The sequence below is a fragment of the Streptomyces sp. NBC_00353 genome (genome assembly GCF_036108815.1).
Lineage (GTDB): Bacteria > Actinomycetota > Actinomycetes > Streptomycetales > Streptomycetaceae > Streptomyces.
This window is the reverse complement of record NZ_CP107985.1, coordinates 9,568,895-9,584,813: the sequence shown is the minus strand read 5'-3', so window position 1 is coordinate 9,584,813 and position 15,919 is coordinate 9,568,895. Positions and strand designations below refer to the sequence as shown.

9 protein-coding genes and 3 pseudogenes are annotated in these 15,919 nt (G+C 69.0%); 6 read left to right on the top strand and 6 right to left on the bottom strand.

Annotation, left to right across the window (positions count from 1 at the left end):
• Positions 1-210: 210 nt before the first annotated feature.
• Positions 211-1,809: an MFS transporter gene (locus tag OHA88_RS43090; protein ID WP_328623829.1), complete on the bottom strand. Its 1,599-nt coding sequence runs from the start codon at positions 1,807-1,809 to the stop codon at positions 211-213.
• Positions 1,810-1,937: 128 nt separating this feature from the next.
• Here OHA88_RS43090 and OHA88_RS43085 point away from each other — a divergent pair, with 128 nt between their 5' ends.
• Positions 1,938-2,579: a TetR/AcrR family transcriptional regulator gene (locus tag OHA88_RS43085; protein ID WP_267007531.1), complete on the top strand. Its 642-nt coding sequence runs from the start codon at positions 1,938-1,940 to the stop codon at positions 2,577-2,579.
• A gap of 395 nt (positions 2,580-2,974) precedes the next feature.
• On the opposite strand, the gene OHA88_RS43080 is transcribed toward OHA88_RS43085, so the two are convergent.
• Positions 2,975-3,601 (bottom strand): TetR/AcrR family transcriptional regulator, encoded by a 627-nt coding sequence (locus OHA88_RS43080; protein ID WP_328623830.1) that lies wholly within the window; start codon positions 3,599-3,601, stop codon positions 2,975-2,977.
• A gap of 111 nt (positions 3,602-3,712) precedes the next feature.
• Between OHA88_RS43080 and OHA88_RS43075 the strand changes: the two genes are divergently transcribed.
• From OHA88_RS43075 to OHA88_RS43065, 3 genes are all read left to right on the top strand, one after another.
• Positions 3,713-5,134: an MFS transporter gene (locus tag OHA88_RS43075; protein ID WP_328623831.1), complete on the top strand. Its 1,422-nt coding sequence runs from the start codon at positions 3,713-3,715 to the stop codon at positions 5,132-5,134.
• Between the two features lie 154 nt (positions 5,135-5,288).
• Positions 5,289-6,164, top strand: a complete 876-nt coding sequence (locus OHA88_RS43070; RefSeq protein ID WP_328623832.1) for an NmrA family NAD(P)-binding protein — start codon at positions 5,289-5,291, stop codon at positions 6,162-6,164.
• Between the two features lie 15 nt (positions 6,165-6,179).
• The gene (locus OHA88_RS43065; RefSeq protein ID WP_267007527.1) at positions 6,180-7,010 is read left to right on the top strand and encodes an oxidoreductase; all 831 of its coding nucleotides are present in this window, start codon (positions 6,180-6,182) and stop codon (positions 7,008-7,010) included.
• 688 nt (positions 7,011-7,698) lie between these two features.
• On the opposite strand, the gene OHA88_RS43060 is transcribed toward OHA88_RS43065, so the two are convergent.
• The 3 genes from OHA88_RS43060 to OHA88_RS43050 form a co-directional block, all read right to left on the bottom strand.
• Complete coding sequence (locus tag OHA88_RS43060; protein ID WP_328623833.1) at positions 7,699-9,081, bottom strand: outer membrane protein assembly factor BamB family protein; 1,383 nt, start codon at positions 9,079-9,081, stop codon at positions 7,699-7,701.
• Positions 9,078-9,629 (bottom strand): SigE family RNA polymerase sigma factor, encoded by a 552-nt coding sequence (locus tag OHA88_RS43055; RefSeq protein ID WP_267007525.1) that lies wholly within the window; start codon positions 9,627-9,629, stop codon positions 9,078-9,080. Before OHA88_RS43055 ends, OHA88_RS43060 begins: the two co-directional genes overlap by 4 nt.
• Before the next feature lie 410 nt (positions 9,630-10,039).
• A complete protein-coding gene (locus OHA88_RS43050) occupies positions 10,040-12,130 on the bottom strand; it encodes a SpoIIE family protein phosphatase (RefSeq protein ID WP_328623834.1) in 2,091 nt (696 codons plus the stop codon).
• A 517-nt stretch (positions 12,131-12,647) separates the two neighbouring features.
• On the opposite strand from OHA88_RS43050, the pseudogene OHA88_RS43045 reads away from it, so the two are divergent.
• Positions 12,648-13,591, top strand: a pseudogene (locus OHA88_RS43045) (MBL fold metallo-hydrolase).
• A gap of 184 nt (positions 13,592-13,775) precedes the next feature.
• Here the strand turns inward: OHA88_RS43045 and OHA88_RS43040 are convergent.
• Positions 13,776-14,842 (bottom strand): annotated as a pseudogene (locus OHA88_RS43040) (UvrD-helicase domain-containing protein); the annotation flags it as partial.
• Here OHA88_RS43040 and OHA88_RS43035 point away from each other — a divergent pair.
• A pseudogene (locus OHA88_RS43035) lies at positions 14,825-15,148 on the top strand (hypothetical protein); the annotation flags it as partial. The pseudogenes OHA88_RS43040 and OHA88_RS43035 overlap by 18 nt on opposite strands.
• Positions 15,149-15,919 lie beyond the last annotated feature (771 nt).

Genomic DNA, 15,919 nt, shown 5'->3' with positions numbered 1-15,919 from the left:
GTCAGGCGCACGGTTTCAGTCTGGCTTGAACTGGGCCGCCGGTTGATCACGGCGTCGCCCGGGGGGCCGGCCCTCCGTTTGACCGGTGCTCGGTTCGCGGCCGGTGCCGGTGTTGATGGTTGTGCTCAGCGATCAACACCGGCTGTTCGGGGGGACGTTGTTCGGCCAGAAGTCCTGTGGCCGCCTCACACCGTCCCGTTGACGTGCCGCTTACGCTTCGGCGGATGTCCGGGGACTGTGAACCTTGTGGCGGACAAACAGCGCCGTAGGCACGGCCATGACGATCAGTACAACTCCGCCTATGACGTTGCCCAAGTGCACGGCGTCGGTGAACGCCCTCGGTACCGCGGTTCCCACCACGCGAGCGAGGGATGCGGGGAGGTCTGTCGCGCTGCCGCCGTGTGACGCACCCTCCACGATCCTGTCCGCCTGCGGCGACGGGACGCCTGCCTCGACGAGACGGTCATGGAGGTTCCGGGGGAAGCGACTGGTGACGACAGTTCCGAGCACGCTGGGGCCGAGCACCGTTCCCAGCTGACGAGCCATGTTCACCGCTGCTGCCGCCATGCCCTCCTGTTGTGGCGGGACACTGTTGACTGCGGAAGCCGTCGAAGGCGCCGTCAGCAGGCCCGCGCCGATGCCCGCCACGAGCAGCCCGGGCCACATCGCCCCGTAACCTCCCGAGGCATCGGTCGCGAGCAGAGCGAGAGACCCGGCTCCGATGAGGACCAGGCCCGCAGTGATCAAGGGTGTGAAGCCGACCCGGTGTACCAGCACTCGGGCGGCCGCCACGGTGACCAGGAGGAACGTTCCGAACAGCGGCAGCAGGCGCACGCCGACGTCAAGGGGGCTGGTCTGTCCCACACGTTCCATGTAGAGCACGCTGAGCAGGGCGACACCGACCAGTCCGAAAACGCTGACAGCAGCCACGCCCATGACGGCCGAGAAGGAAGCGCTCCGAAAGAGCTTCAGGTCCAGCATGGGGTCGGGGTGACGGAGTTCTACGCGTACGAACATGAACAGAGATACGGCGAAGACCACATACATGGTGATGATCGGCGCCTTGGTGTATCCGGTGGCGCCACCCTGAATGATCGCGTAGGTAGCCGAAGCCGTCATCACTGTGCCCAGGACGAGGCCCGCAAGATCGGGCTTGCGCGTGGGGTGCCTGGACTCGGCTACGAAGACCGGGGCCAGGAGGAGGGCCGCGCCGGCGATGACGATGTTGGCGATGTAGACAGCGTGCCAGGAGAAATGTTCGAGCAGGGCTCCGGCGAGGATCGGGCCGATGGCCAGGCCCACTCCGGAGCACGCGGCCCAGATGCCGATCGCGGAGGTGCGCTCGTGCGGGTCGGTGAAAGTGGCACTGACAATCGCCAGGCTTGTCGGCAACACGGCTGAGCCGCCGAGGCCCGCGATCGCCTGTGCGGCGATGAGCATGCCGGCGCTGTCGGCGAAAACAGCGACTACGCTGCCGGCCAGGAAGACGGCGGCACCCAGGCTGAACACGCGCCGACGCCCCACGAGGTCGCCGAAGGTCCCGGCGGACATCACGAAGCTCACGACAGCAAGGCTGTACGCGCTGGTGATCCATACCAGCGTGCTCGCAGTGACGTGCAGGTCGCTTTGTATATCGCCCAGGGCCGAGATGGTGGAGGTGACGTCGACGAAGGCCATCATGACGCCGAGACACACCACCAGAAGGCCAAGCCAGCGGGCCTGTCCGCTGCCGGGGTCCGCGGCGCGGGAAGCCTGGGCCGGAACGGACGCCGTCATCCGGCTGCCGCCCTTTTGATCTTGCGAAGACATGCGTCTCATCCGTTCTGCGGGATGCCGTGAGTGACGGACACCAGGGTTCTGGACCGCTCTGTCAGGAACCGTAAGAAGTTGTGGAACGGAATGTCAAGAATGCTCGTGCGGCCTGTAGGCTGGCCCCCATGGGGCGCCCACCAGGATTCGACAAGGACAAGGTCGTACAGGCCGTCGAGCGACAGTTCCGCCGTACCGGATACGCCGGTACCAGCGTTGACGACATCGCCAAGGCCGGCGGGCTGGGCCGCGGCAGCCTCTACGCCGCCTTCGGCGACAAGAGCAAGCTGTACCTGCGGACGCTGCAGGCGTACTGCGACCGCAACGAGACCGCCTGGGTGGCCGTACTCGAAGGCCCCGATGACACCGCGCTGGAACGGCTGCACGCGTATCTCGTGAAGTCAGCGCGGTTTGTGCACGATGACTCCGACGGGCTCGGCTGCATGGTGACCGGCTTCGTCGTCGAGGGAGCCGACCACGATCCGCAGGCCACTGCACGCGTCCGGCAGGCCTTCACGAGAATTGAAGGTTCACTGACCGAGTGCGTTCAGGCTGCGCAGCGACATGGCGACCTCGACCCCGAGGCGGACGCCCCCGAAATCAGCCAACTGCTCATGGCAACCAACCGGGGCATGGAAGTACTGGCCAGGGCCGGGTTCGACGCGGTCGCACTGGAGCGCGTCGCCGATCAAGCATTCGCAGGACTCCCGCTCACGGCACGGGCCCGGTCCCAGCAGGCGCCCCGCCCGCTCGCCTCGGACGCCTCCTGAACGCTGCTTGCTTGAGGGTCACAACTGCTGGGCACACAAGCCGCTTTGGCGAACATGGGCACGAATGAGCGAACGGTGCGACGGTCTGTGGGCATGGCTGGCGGGGTGTGCGTAATGTTCGCGCTGCGATCTGGGACGCCGGGTGTGGCGTCAGCAGTCGGGGCCCCCGTGTCACCAGCGAGATGGTTCGGGGCCTCCCCGTCGCCTCTGGCCACACCCATATGGCCAGATCGTAGGGATCCCGCCCACCCGGGACGGACCGCATACGGGATATGCGTCGCCGACCGGGACGCGAAAGCGGAGGACCAGCGCGCCCAACACCGTTCGGAGCGCGCCGGTGAGCCAGGACTCACTCCTGCTCACCGCCCAGGAACGGTCCGTACTCCGCAGTGCGGTCAGCGTTCTGCGGCGAATGACTCGACGTAGGCCAGGGCCCCGTACAGCGCGTCACGCAGGGGTGTGGACTCGCCGGCCGCCTGGTCCAGCAGCGCTCCGCCCTGGAACGCGGCGGCGAGCAGGTGGGCCAGCGCGGCCGGGTGGGCCTCCGGCCGCAGTTCGCCGCGCTCGCGCATCTTGCTCAGGCCGCGCTTGAACAGCTCCTGCCACCGCTCGAAGCCGTCGGCCACCACGTCCCGGTGGGAGGGCTCGATCTTGACAACCTCGGCGGCCAGGGAGCCGAACGTGCAGCCGCCGCGCATCATGTCCTGCGAGGCGATGTAGGAGTCGGCCCACCGGCGCAGGGCGGCGAAGCTGTCCAACTCTCCCAGCTCCGGCGCCTGGTGGCGGGCGACGATGCTGTCGGCCTGCCAGGCGAGCACCGCGTGCACCAGGGACTCCTTGGTGGGGAAGTGGCGCGTCAGCTGTGAGCCGCTGACTCCGGCGGCCGCACGGATCTGCTCGTTGTTGGTGTTCTGCGCCCCGTGCTCGTAGATCAGCTCAGCTGCCGCCCTGACGATGCGTTCGCGTGTGGCCAGGCCCTTGGCGGTCAGCTTCCGATCCGGCGCTTCGCTGGTGGCGGTCATGGTGTCCACCCTACCGCAAAAAAGGGGCTTGACAACCCATTCTGTGAGGTGTCTCCTGGGGGCAGGCGGAAAAAGGGCTACCAAGCCCATTCCTTTGGAGAGGCTGACAGGATGTCCACACAGGCTGCACCGCAGGCGGTCGCGACGACACCGCGCACCGGCCCGGCCCCGGCCGTCACCGAGGCGGGTCACCCGCGCCGCTGGAGCATCATGGCGGTGCTGGGTGCCGTCGCCTTCATGGCGCAGCTCGACTTCTTCGTCGTCAACGTCGCCCTCGATGGGATCGGCCGGTCGTTCCCGGGCACGGGAGTCGCGAGCGTGTCGTGGGTTCTGTCGGCCTACGCGATCGTCTTCGCCTCCGTGCTCGTGCCCGCGGGCCGGATCGCGGACCACTGGGGGCGCAAGAAGATGCTGCTGTCCGGAGTGGCACTCTTCACCCTCACCTCCGCCGTCGCGGCCGCCGCACCCAGTCTCGGCGTGCTGGTCGGTGCCCGGGCTCTCCAGGCCGTCGGCGCGGCGATGATCGTGCCGACCTCGCTCGGCCTGCTCTACCCGAGCTTCCCCAAGCGCCGGCACACCCTGGTGGTCGGCCTGTGGGCGGGCATGGGCGCGATCGCGGCCTCGGCGGGCCCGCCCGTCGGCGGACTGCTCGTCACCCTCGACTGGCGGTGGATCTTCCTGATCAACGTTCCCGTCGGCATCGCCACCCTCGTCGCCGGCGCGCTGCTGCTGCCCGAGGTGCGCCAGCCCAAGGGGGCCGCTGTGCCGGACGCGGCTTCCGCCCTCGCACTGCTGCTGGCCGTGAGCCTGCTGGTGCTCGCCACCGTCCAGGGATCAGGGTGGGGCTGGACGGACATCCGCACCGTGGCCCTGTTCACCGCAGCCGCCCTGGCCGCTGCCGCGACCATCGAGCGCACCCTGCGCGCCAAGGCGCCGGTGATCGAGAAGCAGCTGTTCGCCGGCAGGCCGTTCACCGCCGCCACTGTGGCCCTGTTCCTGTTCTCCGTCGGCTTCGCCATCGTCCTGCTCAGCACCGCCCTGTTCATGCAGGAGGTCTGGCACTTCAGCCCGCTGCGCGCAGGCGTCTCCATCGCCCCGGCTCCCCTGGCCTCGATCGCCTTCGCCATGAACGCCGGCCCCATCCAGAGCCGCTTCGGACGCACCGCCCCCGTCGTGACCGGCACGCTGGCCATGGCACTCGCCGCCGCCTACTGGATCGCGACCGTGCACACCACCCCCGACTACTGGGGCGGCATGTTCCCAGGCCTGATCCTGGTCGGCCTGGCCGGCGGTCTGGCCCAGGCGCCGCTGTTCGCCGCCGCCGGCACCCTCGCACCCGAACGAGCCACCACCGCCAGCGCCGTACTCAACATGAGCCGCCAGATCGGCAGCGCCGTGGGCGTGGCCCTGCTCGTCGCCCTCACCCCCCAGGCCACGACCACCGGGTTCGACCGCGCCTGGTCCGTCCAGGGCGGCGCCGGAATCGCCGCGGCCACCGCGCTGCTCGCCCTCCGGCCCCGCCACACACCCTGACCACACGGCCGCGGCCACTCGGGCCGGGCCCGCAACCACAGCCTCCTGCTGGACGGGCATCGCACCGCCTCTCACCCATCTCGTGCGACACCCGCTCGAAGGACTGACGCTGAAGTTCCCACCAGCTCCCTCTCGAACAACGGAGATCACCATCATGGAACGCAACCTCCTCGTGATCGGGGCCACCGGCAAAACCGGCGGCCACACCACCGAACTCCTGCTCCAGGGCGGACACCGCGTCCGCGCACTCGTCCGCGGCCTCGACGGGCGCGCCGAGCGGCTCGCCGCCCTCGGAGCGGACGTCGTGGAAGGCGACGTCCTCGACCTGGACTCCCTGGCCCAGGCGGCCAAGGGGATCGACGCCCTGTACTTCACCTATCCGATCCGCCCCGGACTGATGGACGCCACTGCGAACGTGGCCCAGGCGGCGGCGGAGAACGGGGTCCAGGCGATCGTGAACATGTCGCAGGTCTCCGCCCGCCGCAAAACCGCCAGCAACGCGGCACGTCAGCACTGGGTCGCCGAACGCGTCCTGGACCACGCCCCGGTCCCCGTCACCCACATCCGCCCAACCTTCTTCGCCCAGTGGCTGATCGACACCTGGGCCGACGGAACCGGCGAACTGCGCCTGCCGTTCGCCGACGGACGCCACGCCCCCATCGCGGAAAGCGACCAGGCGAAGGTGATCGCGGCCATCCTGGAGGACCCCGCCCCGCACGCCGGCCAGATCTACCCGCTGTACGGGGCCGAGGAACTCAACCACTACGAGATCGCCGAGAAGATGTCGCGGGCGCTGGACCGTGAAGTCACCTACGTTCCCATCGAACTCGACGAATTCGCCGCCATCCTGCACGGACGCGGCGCGCCGGATCACCTGATCCAGCACCTGCTCGCCGTGGCCGTCGACTACCGCAACGGCGTCTTCGCCGGCACCAACGACCTCGTGAAGACGATCGGCGGCAGCGACCCCCTCGACGTCGAGGGCTTCATCGCCCAAAACCGCGCGGCCTTCGACCTGCCCACTGCCTGAACACTGGAGAAGACAATGAGCGTTTGGTTCATCACTGGATCATCCCGGGGCTTCGGCCTGGAAATCACCCGTGCCGCCCTCGCCGCCGGGCATCAGGTGGTCGCGACCGCGCGGAAGGCCGAAACCGTCCGCGAGCAGTTTCCCGACGCCGGCGACGCGCTGCTCCCCGTGCCGCTGGACGTGACCGACCACCGGAGCATCCAAGTGGCCGTCGACGCGGCGGTCGAGCGGCTCGGCCGGATCGACGTCCTGGTCAACAACGCCGGCACCGGACTGCTCGCCGCCGTCGAAGAGTCCGACGACGACGCGGTCCGCGCGGTGTACGAGACCAATGTGTTCGGCCCGCTCGCCGTCCAGCGCGCCGTGCTGCCGGTACTGCGCCGCCAGCGCTCCGGCCACGTGATCAACATCAGCTCCATCGTGGGCTTCGCCACCGCGCCGGGCTGGGGCATCTACGCCTCCACAAAGTTCGCCGTCGAAGGCTTCACCGAGACCCTCCACACCGAACTGTCCCCCCTCGGCATCCACGTGACGCTCGTGGAACCGGGCTTCTTCCGCACCGACTTCCTCGACCCCGCCAGCCTGCACACCGGCCCCGACACCATCGGCGACTACGCGCCCACCGTCGGCGCGATGCGTGCAGCCGCCGCGAGCCTGAACCACGCCCAGCCCGGCGACCCGGTCAAGGCCGCGCGCGCCATAGTCGAGATGGCCGCCGCCCCCGAGCCGCCCCTGCGCCTCCCGCTCGGAGCCGACACCCTGCAAGCCTTCGACGCCAAACTGGACACCTTCCGCAAAGAGATGGACGCCTGGCGGCACGTCGCCCTCACCACCGATCACGACTAGGACAACACCGCTGAATCCGCCTTCTTCGCCACCACGGTCCGAAGCCACTCAGGACCTTCGGCCGCGCTTCAATCACCCATGACCGTGACGTACTCGTTCTCCAGCTCCGTCAGACAGGCGGCGATCCGCTCGCCGCGCCGGGCGTCCAGCCGATCAGCTCGTGCGGTACCGTTCCTGGGCAGTGAGCAGGAGTGAGTCCTGACTCACCGGCACGCCCCGAACGGTCTTGGGCGCACTGGTCCTCCGCTTTCGCATCCCGGCCGGCGACGCATATCCCGTATGCGGTCCGTCCCGGGCGGGCGGGATCCCTACGACCTGGCCATATGGGTGTGGCCAGAGGCGACGGGGAGGCCCCGAACCATCTCGCTGGTGACACGGGGGCCCCGACTGCTGACGCCACACCCGGCGTCCCAGATCGCACCGAGAACATTACGCACACCCCGCCAGACACACCCACCGATCGTCACACCGTTCACTCAATCGTGCCCATGCTCGCCAAAGCAGCTTGTGTGCCCAGCAGTTGTGAACCCCGGCGATCTCCATGACCGGTCGGCGTCCCGGCGTGACCGTGCGCGGCTCAGAGGCCGACCCCGGGGCCTCGCAGACCTCAGCCATGACCAGCTCGTTGCAGAGCGCGGAACCGGGTTCCCCGGGCCGGAGCCTGCGCGGCCTCGCTGCATCCCGACCGTCAACCTCCTTGAGGCAGCTGGGGCTTGATCCTGAAGAGCTCGCCGCCGACCTGGCCGATGAGGTCGTGGCCGTAACTCATGAGCTCGGGAGCGATCCCGCCCTGCACCGGGCTCTTCGGCAGCGGCACCCGGCCGCGCCAGCGCACCGCACCACTGTCCAGATCGAGGCCCACCAGGTGCCCGGACGGGTCGAGGTAGTACGCCACCCGGCTGGTGAGGTCCACCGCGGCGGCGGAGGGCAACTCCCGCATCCCGCGGTCGCGCGGATCCTTGCGCAACGTCAGCCCGAGGTCGCGCGACCACAGCCGCTTGCCGTTGTCGGCGGAGTACGCGACGGCGCTGCCGTTGCTGCCGGCGGCCAGGATGAGGCCGTCCGCGACCACACCCGTCGGCAGGCCGTCGACACGGTGCTGCGTCACCGAGCCGGAGCGGGTGTCGACGCGGGTCAGGGTGGCGGGACCGGGGTCGCCGAAGAACTTCTGTCCGCCGGCCATACCGCCCAGCAGCACGGCGTCCCCGTCCGTACCGATGTACGTGGTCGGGCCCTTGACGGTCGCGACCGTCCGCGGCGTGCCCGTCGCCGGGTCAAGGCGGACTACGGTGCTCTGCTGCGGCGCCTTCTCGCTGTCCGGCGAGCATGTCAGGTACGGAACACCGCCGATCACGGCCCGGTCGCAATCGGCCTTCTTCCATCTGTACGTCCACAGCGCCTGGCCCGTCGCTCCGTCCAGCGCGAACACGCTCTTGAACGACGGAGTGTTGGCGAGGATCCCGCCGTCGAACAGCACGGCGGAGGTCCGGCCTCGGCTGTCGTCGGCCAGCTCGAGCTTCCACAGCACCCGCCGACTGTCGATGTCGAGGGCGACGAGGTCGGTGCCGGCCCGGGGCGCCCCCGGGGCGTGATCGGCGTAGGTGTACAACACCCCGTCACGGACGCCGGGCATCGATCCTGATGGGGTGCTGCTGCCGTTGGCGTCCTTGGCCTTCCGTTGCCATTCGACCTTTCCGGTACGGGCATCCACGCCGATGCTGTCGTACTCCATCCCCCGGCAGTACACGTCACCGGTATCGGCACCGATGGTGCAGGCGTCCCAGGACTTGCCGGGCAATGTGGTCTGCCAGGGCTTGCTCTGCTTACTCACCCGCCCGGCCGGTGGCTGCGCCTCGTTGTCGCCGCCCGCACCGGTGGCGAGGGCGGAGCCCAGGGTGATGCCGGCCAGGCCGAGGGCGGCTCCGGTCACACGAACGAGGTTGCGTCGTCGGCGGCGTCGCACGATGCGATCGGCGATGTCCGCAGGAGCGCCGGGGTCGTTGGGGGTCCAGGCGTGCAGGACGTCCCGGATCGCGCGGTCCAACTGGTCGGCGTTCTGGTCGGCGTTCATGTGCGGGCTCCCTTCAGGGACATGTTGCTCGGGGTGGTTGTTGCGGTGGGCGCGGGGGAACCCAGCTCCGGTGCAAGTCTGCGCAACCGGGCCAGCGACCGGTGGGTGGTGCTGCGTACGGTGCCCACCGAGCAGCCCAGCGCGCCGGCGACCTCGGTCTCGGACAGGTCCTCGAAGTAGCGCAGCACCAGTACGGTGCGTTGTCGCGGCGTCAGCCGGGCCAGTGCCTGGCTCACGGTGATCCGCAGGTCGGCGGCGGATGTGCCGTCGGTGACACCGAAACTCTCGGGCGGCGCGGCGAACGTCGCCTCTCTGTGCGGCCGGCGCAGCCGCCAGCGGCTGATCTGGTGGCGGTACATCACCTTGCGCACGTAGCCTTCCGGGTCCTCGATATGCCGCCAGCGGCCCAGCGCCTTCATCAAAGCGGTTTGCACAAGGTCTTCGGCCTCGTGGCGGTCACCGCCGGTGAGCAGGTTCGCCAGGCGCAGCAAGGCGCTCCACCGGGCATCGACGAAGTCCCGGAATCTCTCGTGGTCCTGCGGGTCCATGACCCCTCCCGTTCTCTAACGCCCACAAGGACGTGTGGACCGCAGGCAATCTATGTCTGTCGTTGCGGGTTTCTTCCGGGAGACCTTGCGCGCGCCGCGCGCTACCAGCGCGCTCGTGCACCTCGCCGACGCCTTCGCCGTAGCCCACAGGCACGCCGCGAACCTCGCCGTCTGGCTGAAGAACCAGCGCGCCGCCGCACACCGCACTGCGAGCAACGGCGTTTGGGTGAAAGGTGCGTGCGGGCCACCGCCGCCTCGTTCCGCTCGATGGCCCGCCGCGCAGACTGCTGGCCGTGCCGCCGAAGCAACTCCCGTCCACCGCTCATCCGCCCAGCCCCGAACCATCGCGCCTTCCGGCAGGAGTGGCTCGAGTACGGCGAAGTCACTTGCCGGAGGTGCGGGCGCACCGGTCACGGCAGCTCTTGCTCGGCCCAGATGGTCTTGCCGCGTCGGTCGGGGCGTGTGCCCCAGCGCTGGGTCATCTGTGCGGTGAGGTAGAGGCCGCGGCCGCCTTCGTCGGTGTCCGCGGCGTGCCGCAGTTGCGGGGACGTGCTGCTGGTGTCGGACACTTCGCAGATGAGGGCCCGGTCGCGGATCAGGCGCAGCCCGATCGGGCCGTCGGAGTAGCGGAGGGCGTTGGTGACCAGTTCGCTGACCACCAGCGAGGTGGTGTACTCGAGGTCGTCCAGGCCCCAGGCGGCGAGTTGGCCGGCTGCGAGCTTGCGGGCCTCGGCGACGACCTCCGGCGCCGGGCGCAGTATCCAGGAGACCAGGTGGTCGGTGTCGAGGACGCGGGTTCTGGCGAACAGGAGGACCACGTCGTCCTCGGGCCCTTCCGGGGCCAGGCCGTCCAGGACGGCGTCGCAGGCTTCCTGCAGGGAGCGGTTGTCGGATGCGAGAGCGGTGCGGATGCCGTCCAGGCGTTGTCCGTCGTGCTGTGCGGAGCTGTGGAGATACAGGGCGGTGTTGTAAAGCACGAGGGTGCTGCCCTCGGGCAGCTCCCTCTCGACGCTCTGGTAGGCGGGGAGGCCGTGTCCGAGTGGCGGCCCCTGAGGGATGTCGGCGAGCTGCACGGTGCCGTCGGGGAGGGCGATGACCGGTGGCGGGTGGCCCGCCCGGACCATGCTGCACTGCCGGGTCGTCGGGTCGTAAACCAGGTACAGGCAGGTAGTGCCCACGGTTCGGCTGTCGGGGCCGTCATGCCGGGGTTCCCGGCTGCCGAGCCGGGTGACGAGTTCGTGCAGGCGATCGAGCAGCTCGTCGGGCGGCAGGTCCAAAGAGGCCAGGGCGCCGATGGCGGCACGCAGTTCGCCCATGGCTGCCGCAGCGCGGATTCCCCGGCCGGGCGTGTCGCCGGCGACCAGGGCGACGCGTGCGCCGGACAGCGGGATGACGTCGAACCAGTCGCCGCCGGCACCCGAGGGCACGTAGCTGTGAGCGGTCTCCACCGCGGTGTGCACGGGAACCTCGCGCGGGCGCAGACTGAGCTGGAGGAGTTGGCCGGCAGAGCGTTCGCGGCCGTAGAGCCGGGCGTTGTCCAGGCACACTGCGGTACGTGCGGCCAGTTGCACGGCGAGTGCCAGATCGTCGTCCTCGTACGCATCCGGGCACTGTCCTCGGTAGAAGCAGACCAGGCCCAATACCACGCCCCGGGCGAGCAAGGGGACCACCATCATCGAGTGGACCCCGGCCCCGAGCAGTACCCGGGCCCGGACCGGGTCTTGGGAGAGCCATTCGGCATCCGCATCCAGCCGCCCGATCAGCCGGGGCCGCAGGTCGGCCATGCTCCATCGGTACGGCGTTCCGGCGGAGACCGCGTTCGCGTCCCCCACCGGGTACACCTCCGAGCTCTCGGCACTCTCATGCACGCGCCGGCCGGCCCGTCGCATAGGGAGGTTCTCGATGAGCGGCCCGGGTTCCGGTGCCTCACCGCGCAGTACCAGGTCGAGCAGGTCCACCGTCACCGTGTCGGCCAGCTCCGGGACCGTGACATCGGCCAGTTCCTGCGCGGTTCGGAACAGGTCCAGGGTGCTGCCGATGCGGGCCGCGGCCCGGTCCAACAAGGCGAGTCGCGCGTGAGCGCGGTATCTGTCGGTGACATCCATGATGGTGCCCGCCACGCCCAGGGGGCGCCTGCCCTCACCCGTCAGCCGGAACCACGACACCGATGCCACGACCTGGGCAAACGGATCACGCCGCGAACGCACCGTCACCAGCACATCCCGTCTGGGCCTGCCGGTCTCCAGGACCTCAGTCACCATGGCCTCGATGGCGTCCGCCTGCGCGACGTCATAAGTGCGCAACACATCGGTGAACCTGCGCCCCAGGAACTCCTCAAGAGGAAACGCACGAATGTTCCGTGCTGCGGAGTTGTACCGGACCAACCGCAGCTCCGTATCCAGAACATGCAGACCGACCCGGGTTTCGGAGAACAGGGTGGTGAGGACTGCGTCGTCCAGCTCGCGGTCAGGCTGACTCGACGAGTCCTGCGGAATACTCACGGCGCGCCATCCATCCCGCTCATGAAGGCCGACATCCCCGAAGGGGGTTCTTTGTATCGATTGGCATGAATTATTACATTTCGAGCTTCGAAATCTCATAGGTGGCGGACTGCGGAGTAACGCGGCGAACCAGTCCGGGCGCATTGGGACGATTGCCGGGCGCACGTACAAGTCGCCGGGCCAGATCTGGAGCACCTGCGGTGACAAGCCTCTGCCTGAGGCTGTGAATCGCCACCGTCGACGCGAAGACCTGGCGGTTCAGCCCCCGTGGTGGTCGGCAGCACGACCGAACGACGTACTGGTGCGCCCCTGTCGCCCATGCGGAAGCGGCTGCTGTGCCGGCGGGAGAACCACTCCAGTGCGGCGGCGAGCATGCACCGTTCCCCTTCAAGGACGATCTCGTCAATCAAGGAGTTCGGCGCCCTCCGGATACCGCTCGTCGGCCGTCGTGGCCTCCCGTAGCGCATCCGCTACCGCCTCCGCCCGCATGCCTCACATCCTCCGAAGGAGACCTCGCATGAACCCGTCCGCCCCCTCGCACACCCCCCGCAGCATGGCCCCGGCCTGGACCGTGGGCGACCTTGTCGTACACCGCATCGACGAAACCGAACTCCCCCGCAGACCGGCCCCTGGCTACTGCCCGACGCGACACCCGACGTCGTGAACGAAGTGCCGTGGCTCCAGCCATCCTTCGCAGGCCACGACGGCATCCTGCATCTGGCCAGCCACAGTTTCGCCCTGGAAGCGAACGGCCTGCGCGTACTCGTCGACACCGGAATCGGCAACGGCAAAACCCGTGCCAACCCGGCCTGGCACAACCTGAACACCGACTACCTGCAGCGGCTCACCGAGGCCGGTTTCGCACCCGAGACCATCGACCTGGTCGTCCTGACCCACCTGCACGCCGACCACGTCGGCTGGAACACCCGCGACGACAACGGCACGTGGGTCCCCACCTTCCCCAACGCCCGGTACGTGGCATCCACCACCAAGTGGGACTACTGGGCAGGCGTCGAGTTGGAAGCACCCCGCCAGCAGATGTTCCGCGACTCGATCTACCCGATCCGCGAGTCCGGCCAACTCGATCTCATCGACGTACCCGCGACCACCGACCTGGGCGGCACGGGCGTCGAAGTGGCTCCCGGCATCCGGCTGTTCGCCACACCTGGTCACACTCCGGGGCAGGTCGCCGTCGAACTCCGCAGCGGCAGCCGATCGGCCGTCATCACCGGCGACTGCATCCACCACCCCGTGCAGCTGCCGCATCCCCACATCACCAGCTGCGTGGACATCGACGCCGACCAGGCCACACAGACCCGCCGCGACCTGCTGGCCGCGCTCGCCGACACCGACACCCTGCTCCTGGGCAGTCACTTCCCGCCACCCACCGCCGGGACAGTCGTCTCCGACGAAAACAACTACCGTCTCGTGCCGGTCCCCGGGCTCACCATGCCGGCCTAGCCGCCGGGGCCTGTCCGCTTCACACCGCCCGCGACCACCGTCGGCGCACTGCCGCCCACTGCTGCGGTGCTCAGCACCGGCCTCCGCCAACGAGTCCCGGGCAGACAGCGAGGTCCGGGCCCGGGCACCGCGTTCCCCGGAGGCACGCCCGCCGGCTATCGGCTACTCAAAGGAGACACCCAGTCCGGCCCATGTCATCGGGCTCGTCGGCGTCCGGTGGTGGGGTGAAGTCGTCGGCGATTCGCACGCGGAGCCATCGGTGAGGTCAGCCGTTTATTCGTCGTCGAGTTGGTCGACGGCGCTGAGGATGGCGTCGGTGCCGTGGGTTTCGACGAGGTCGACGAGTGGCTGCAGGTCGCCACCGGCGGGATCGTGATCGGCGTAGTCCGGCAGCTCGCCCCAGGTCGGGAAGAGAATGAGTTCGGGGTGAAAGGTGCGGCGGACTTCTTTGAGATCGTTGGCTGCTCGGGCCAATGCTCGCAGCGTCTCTCCTCCCCCGACCATCGCGACGCGGTGGTCTGTTTCCAGTAGCTGCATGACTTCGCGCATGGCGCCGACGTTGGTGCCGCACAGGACGGCGTCGGGGATCTCGACCGGGCCGAGCTCGGTGGCAATCGTCTCGTTACCTTTGAGGCGCAGGGGGGCATTGGCCATGGTGAGCCAGCGGTTGGCTTCTGCTGCGAGATGGGGCCGAAGCGGAAGGATTTTGACAGGGCGAGGAGTATGCCGGGGAACGTGGTCATGACGTCGCGGGCTCCGCGCCATTGGTAGATGGCCTGGGCGGAGTCGCCGACCATGACGAGCTGGGCGTGGTCGCGTTGGGTGTTGAAGGTCTGCTCGACTACGGGGTTGGTGTCCTGGGCCTCATCGAGGAGCAGGAAGTCGGTGTTGATCTTCGGTTCGGTCAGTGACCACATTTTGAGGTAGTGGTCGTGGTCGAAGCGGACAGCGCCGGCATCGGGATTCTGCAGGTCGGTCGGCCCATGCTTTGCGTGCGAAAGGCATGCCTGCTGCTGTGAGTTGGGCGTGAGGTGCGGGTGCTTCGAGGCTGCGCAGTGGTGGGACGTAGTGGTGGGTGAGGGCTGGGTCGGAGGAGTGGCAGAAGCGGGTCACGGTGCGCAGCGTGGCGTAGGAGAGGAGTCGGAGTGAGAGGTCTCGGTGGCCGATGCGTAGGGGTTTGGTGATGCCGAGATCTTGTCCGGTTTTCCAGCCTGGCTGGCGGGGGCCGTTCAGGCGGGTGAGCTCCTGGTGCCGTGGCGGGAGCTCGCCGGGCCGCACCTGCGCCTGGAGGTCCTCCACTGGGGGCTGCAAGACCTCGGAGCAGGCTCGTTGCGACTCGCCGCCCACACCCTCGGCCTGGCCGACCGACTCTCCATCCCCACGGTGCTGACGAACGCGGTGCGCTACGCCGACCCCGCTCAGCACCGGATCGCGGACGTCCTGGACGCGGCCCGGCTGCTGCGCCCGATCAATCGCCGCCGACTGGACTGCGGCGAACGCTGGCTGAACGGCCGGGTGTCTGGCCTGGCGAGAAGCGGGGAAGAACGTGAGGGCCGTGGCTTTCGGCTCCTCTGACCGGGGCTATGGCTGCTCAAGGGAGGCGTAGTGAACCTCAGGGCTCTGCTTCTCTACGGGTTGCTGCCCGCCTTCGGATTACTGCTTGCCTGGCACGTAGCCCGCTCCGATCGTTGCCGAGCCGCGGCAGGCGACGAAACAGCCCACCCCGCGCCGCCATTCTGGCGGGAGTACCTGAGGGCGTGGGGCATCGTGCTAATGGCAGTGCTACTGCTCATCCTCCACATTGCCTTCAGCGGCCACATTCCCTGAACAACCCGACCCCACGTGACGTTCGCCCCTCGGGCCGGGAGAGACAGCCACACTCGTCCACCCGCCCGACACGGCGAGACGACAAGACGTTGAGGTGTTCCCGACTTCCACGTGGACTCTCTGCGCATAGCGCCCCGCGGACTCGGCCGTCTCGGCCGTCTCTGCCGTCTCGGCCGTCTCTGCCACGGCGGGCTCTCCTTGAAGCAGCGCGAAGCGAGGAAGCCGGGCGCGGAGCGGCCGATGACCGGCTGCCCCAACCCGCAGCTCGTGAGAGCGCGGGATGCCCGGCACACGGTGAGACGGTACGGGGAAGCGCAGCGGACCCGCACCGCCGCGCGGCACGGACGGCGCAGCGCCCCGCCCCGCCCCGCCCCGAAGCAAAAGCACGAACGCTGCGCCCCGCAGCGCCGCACCCTCCCCGCCACACCGCGCCCCGGTTACCGCCCAGTGGGGCTGGGCGAGCTGCCGCGGTGCCCTGACGGCCTCCTGGCGGGCCGTAAT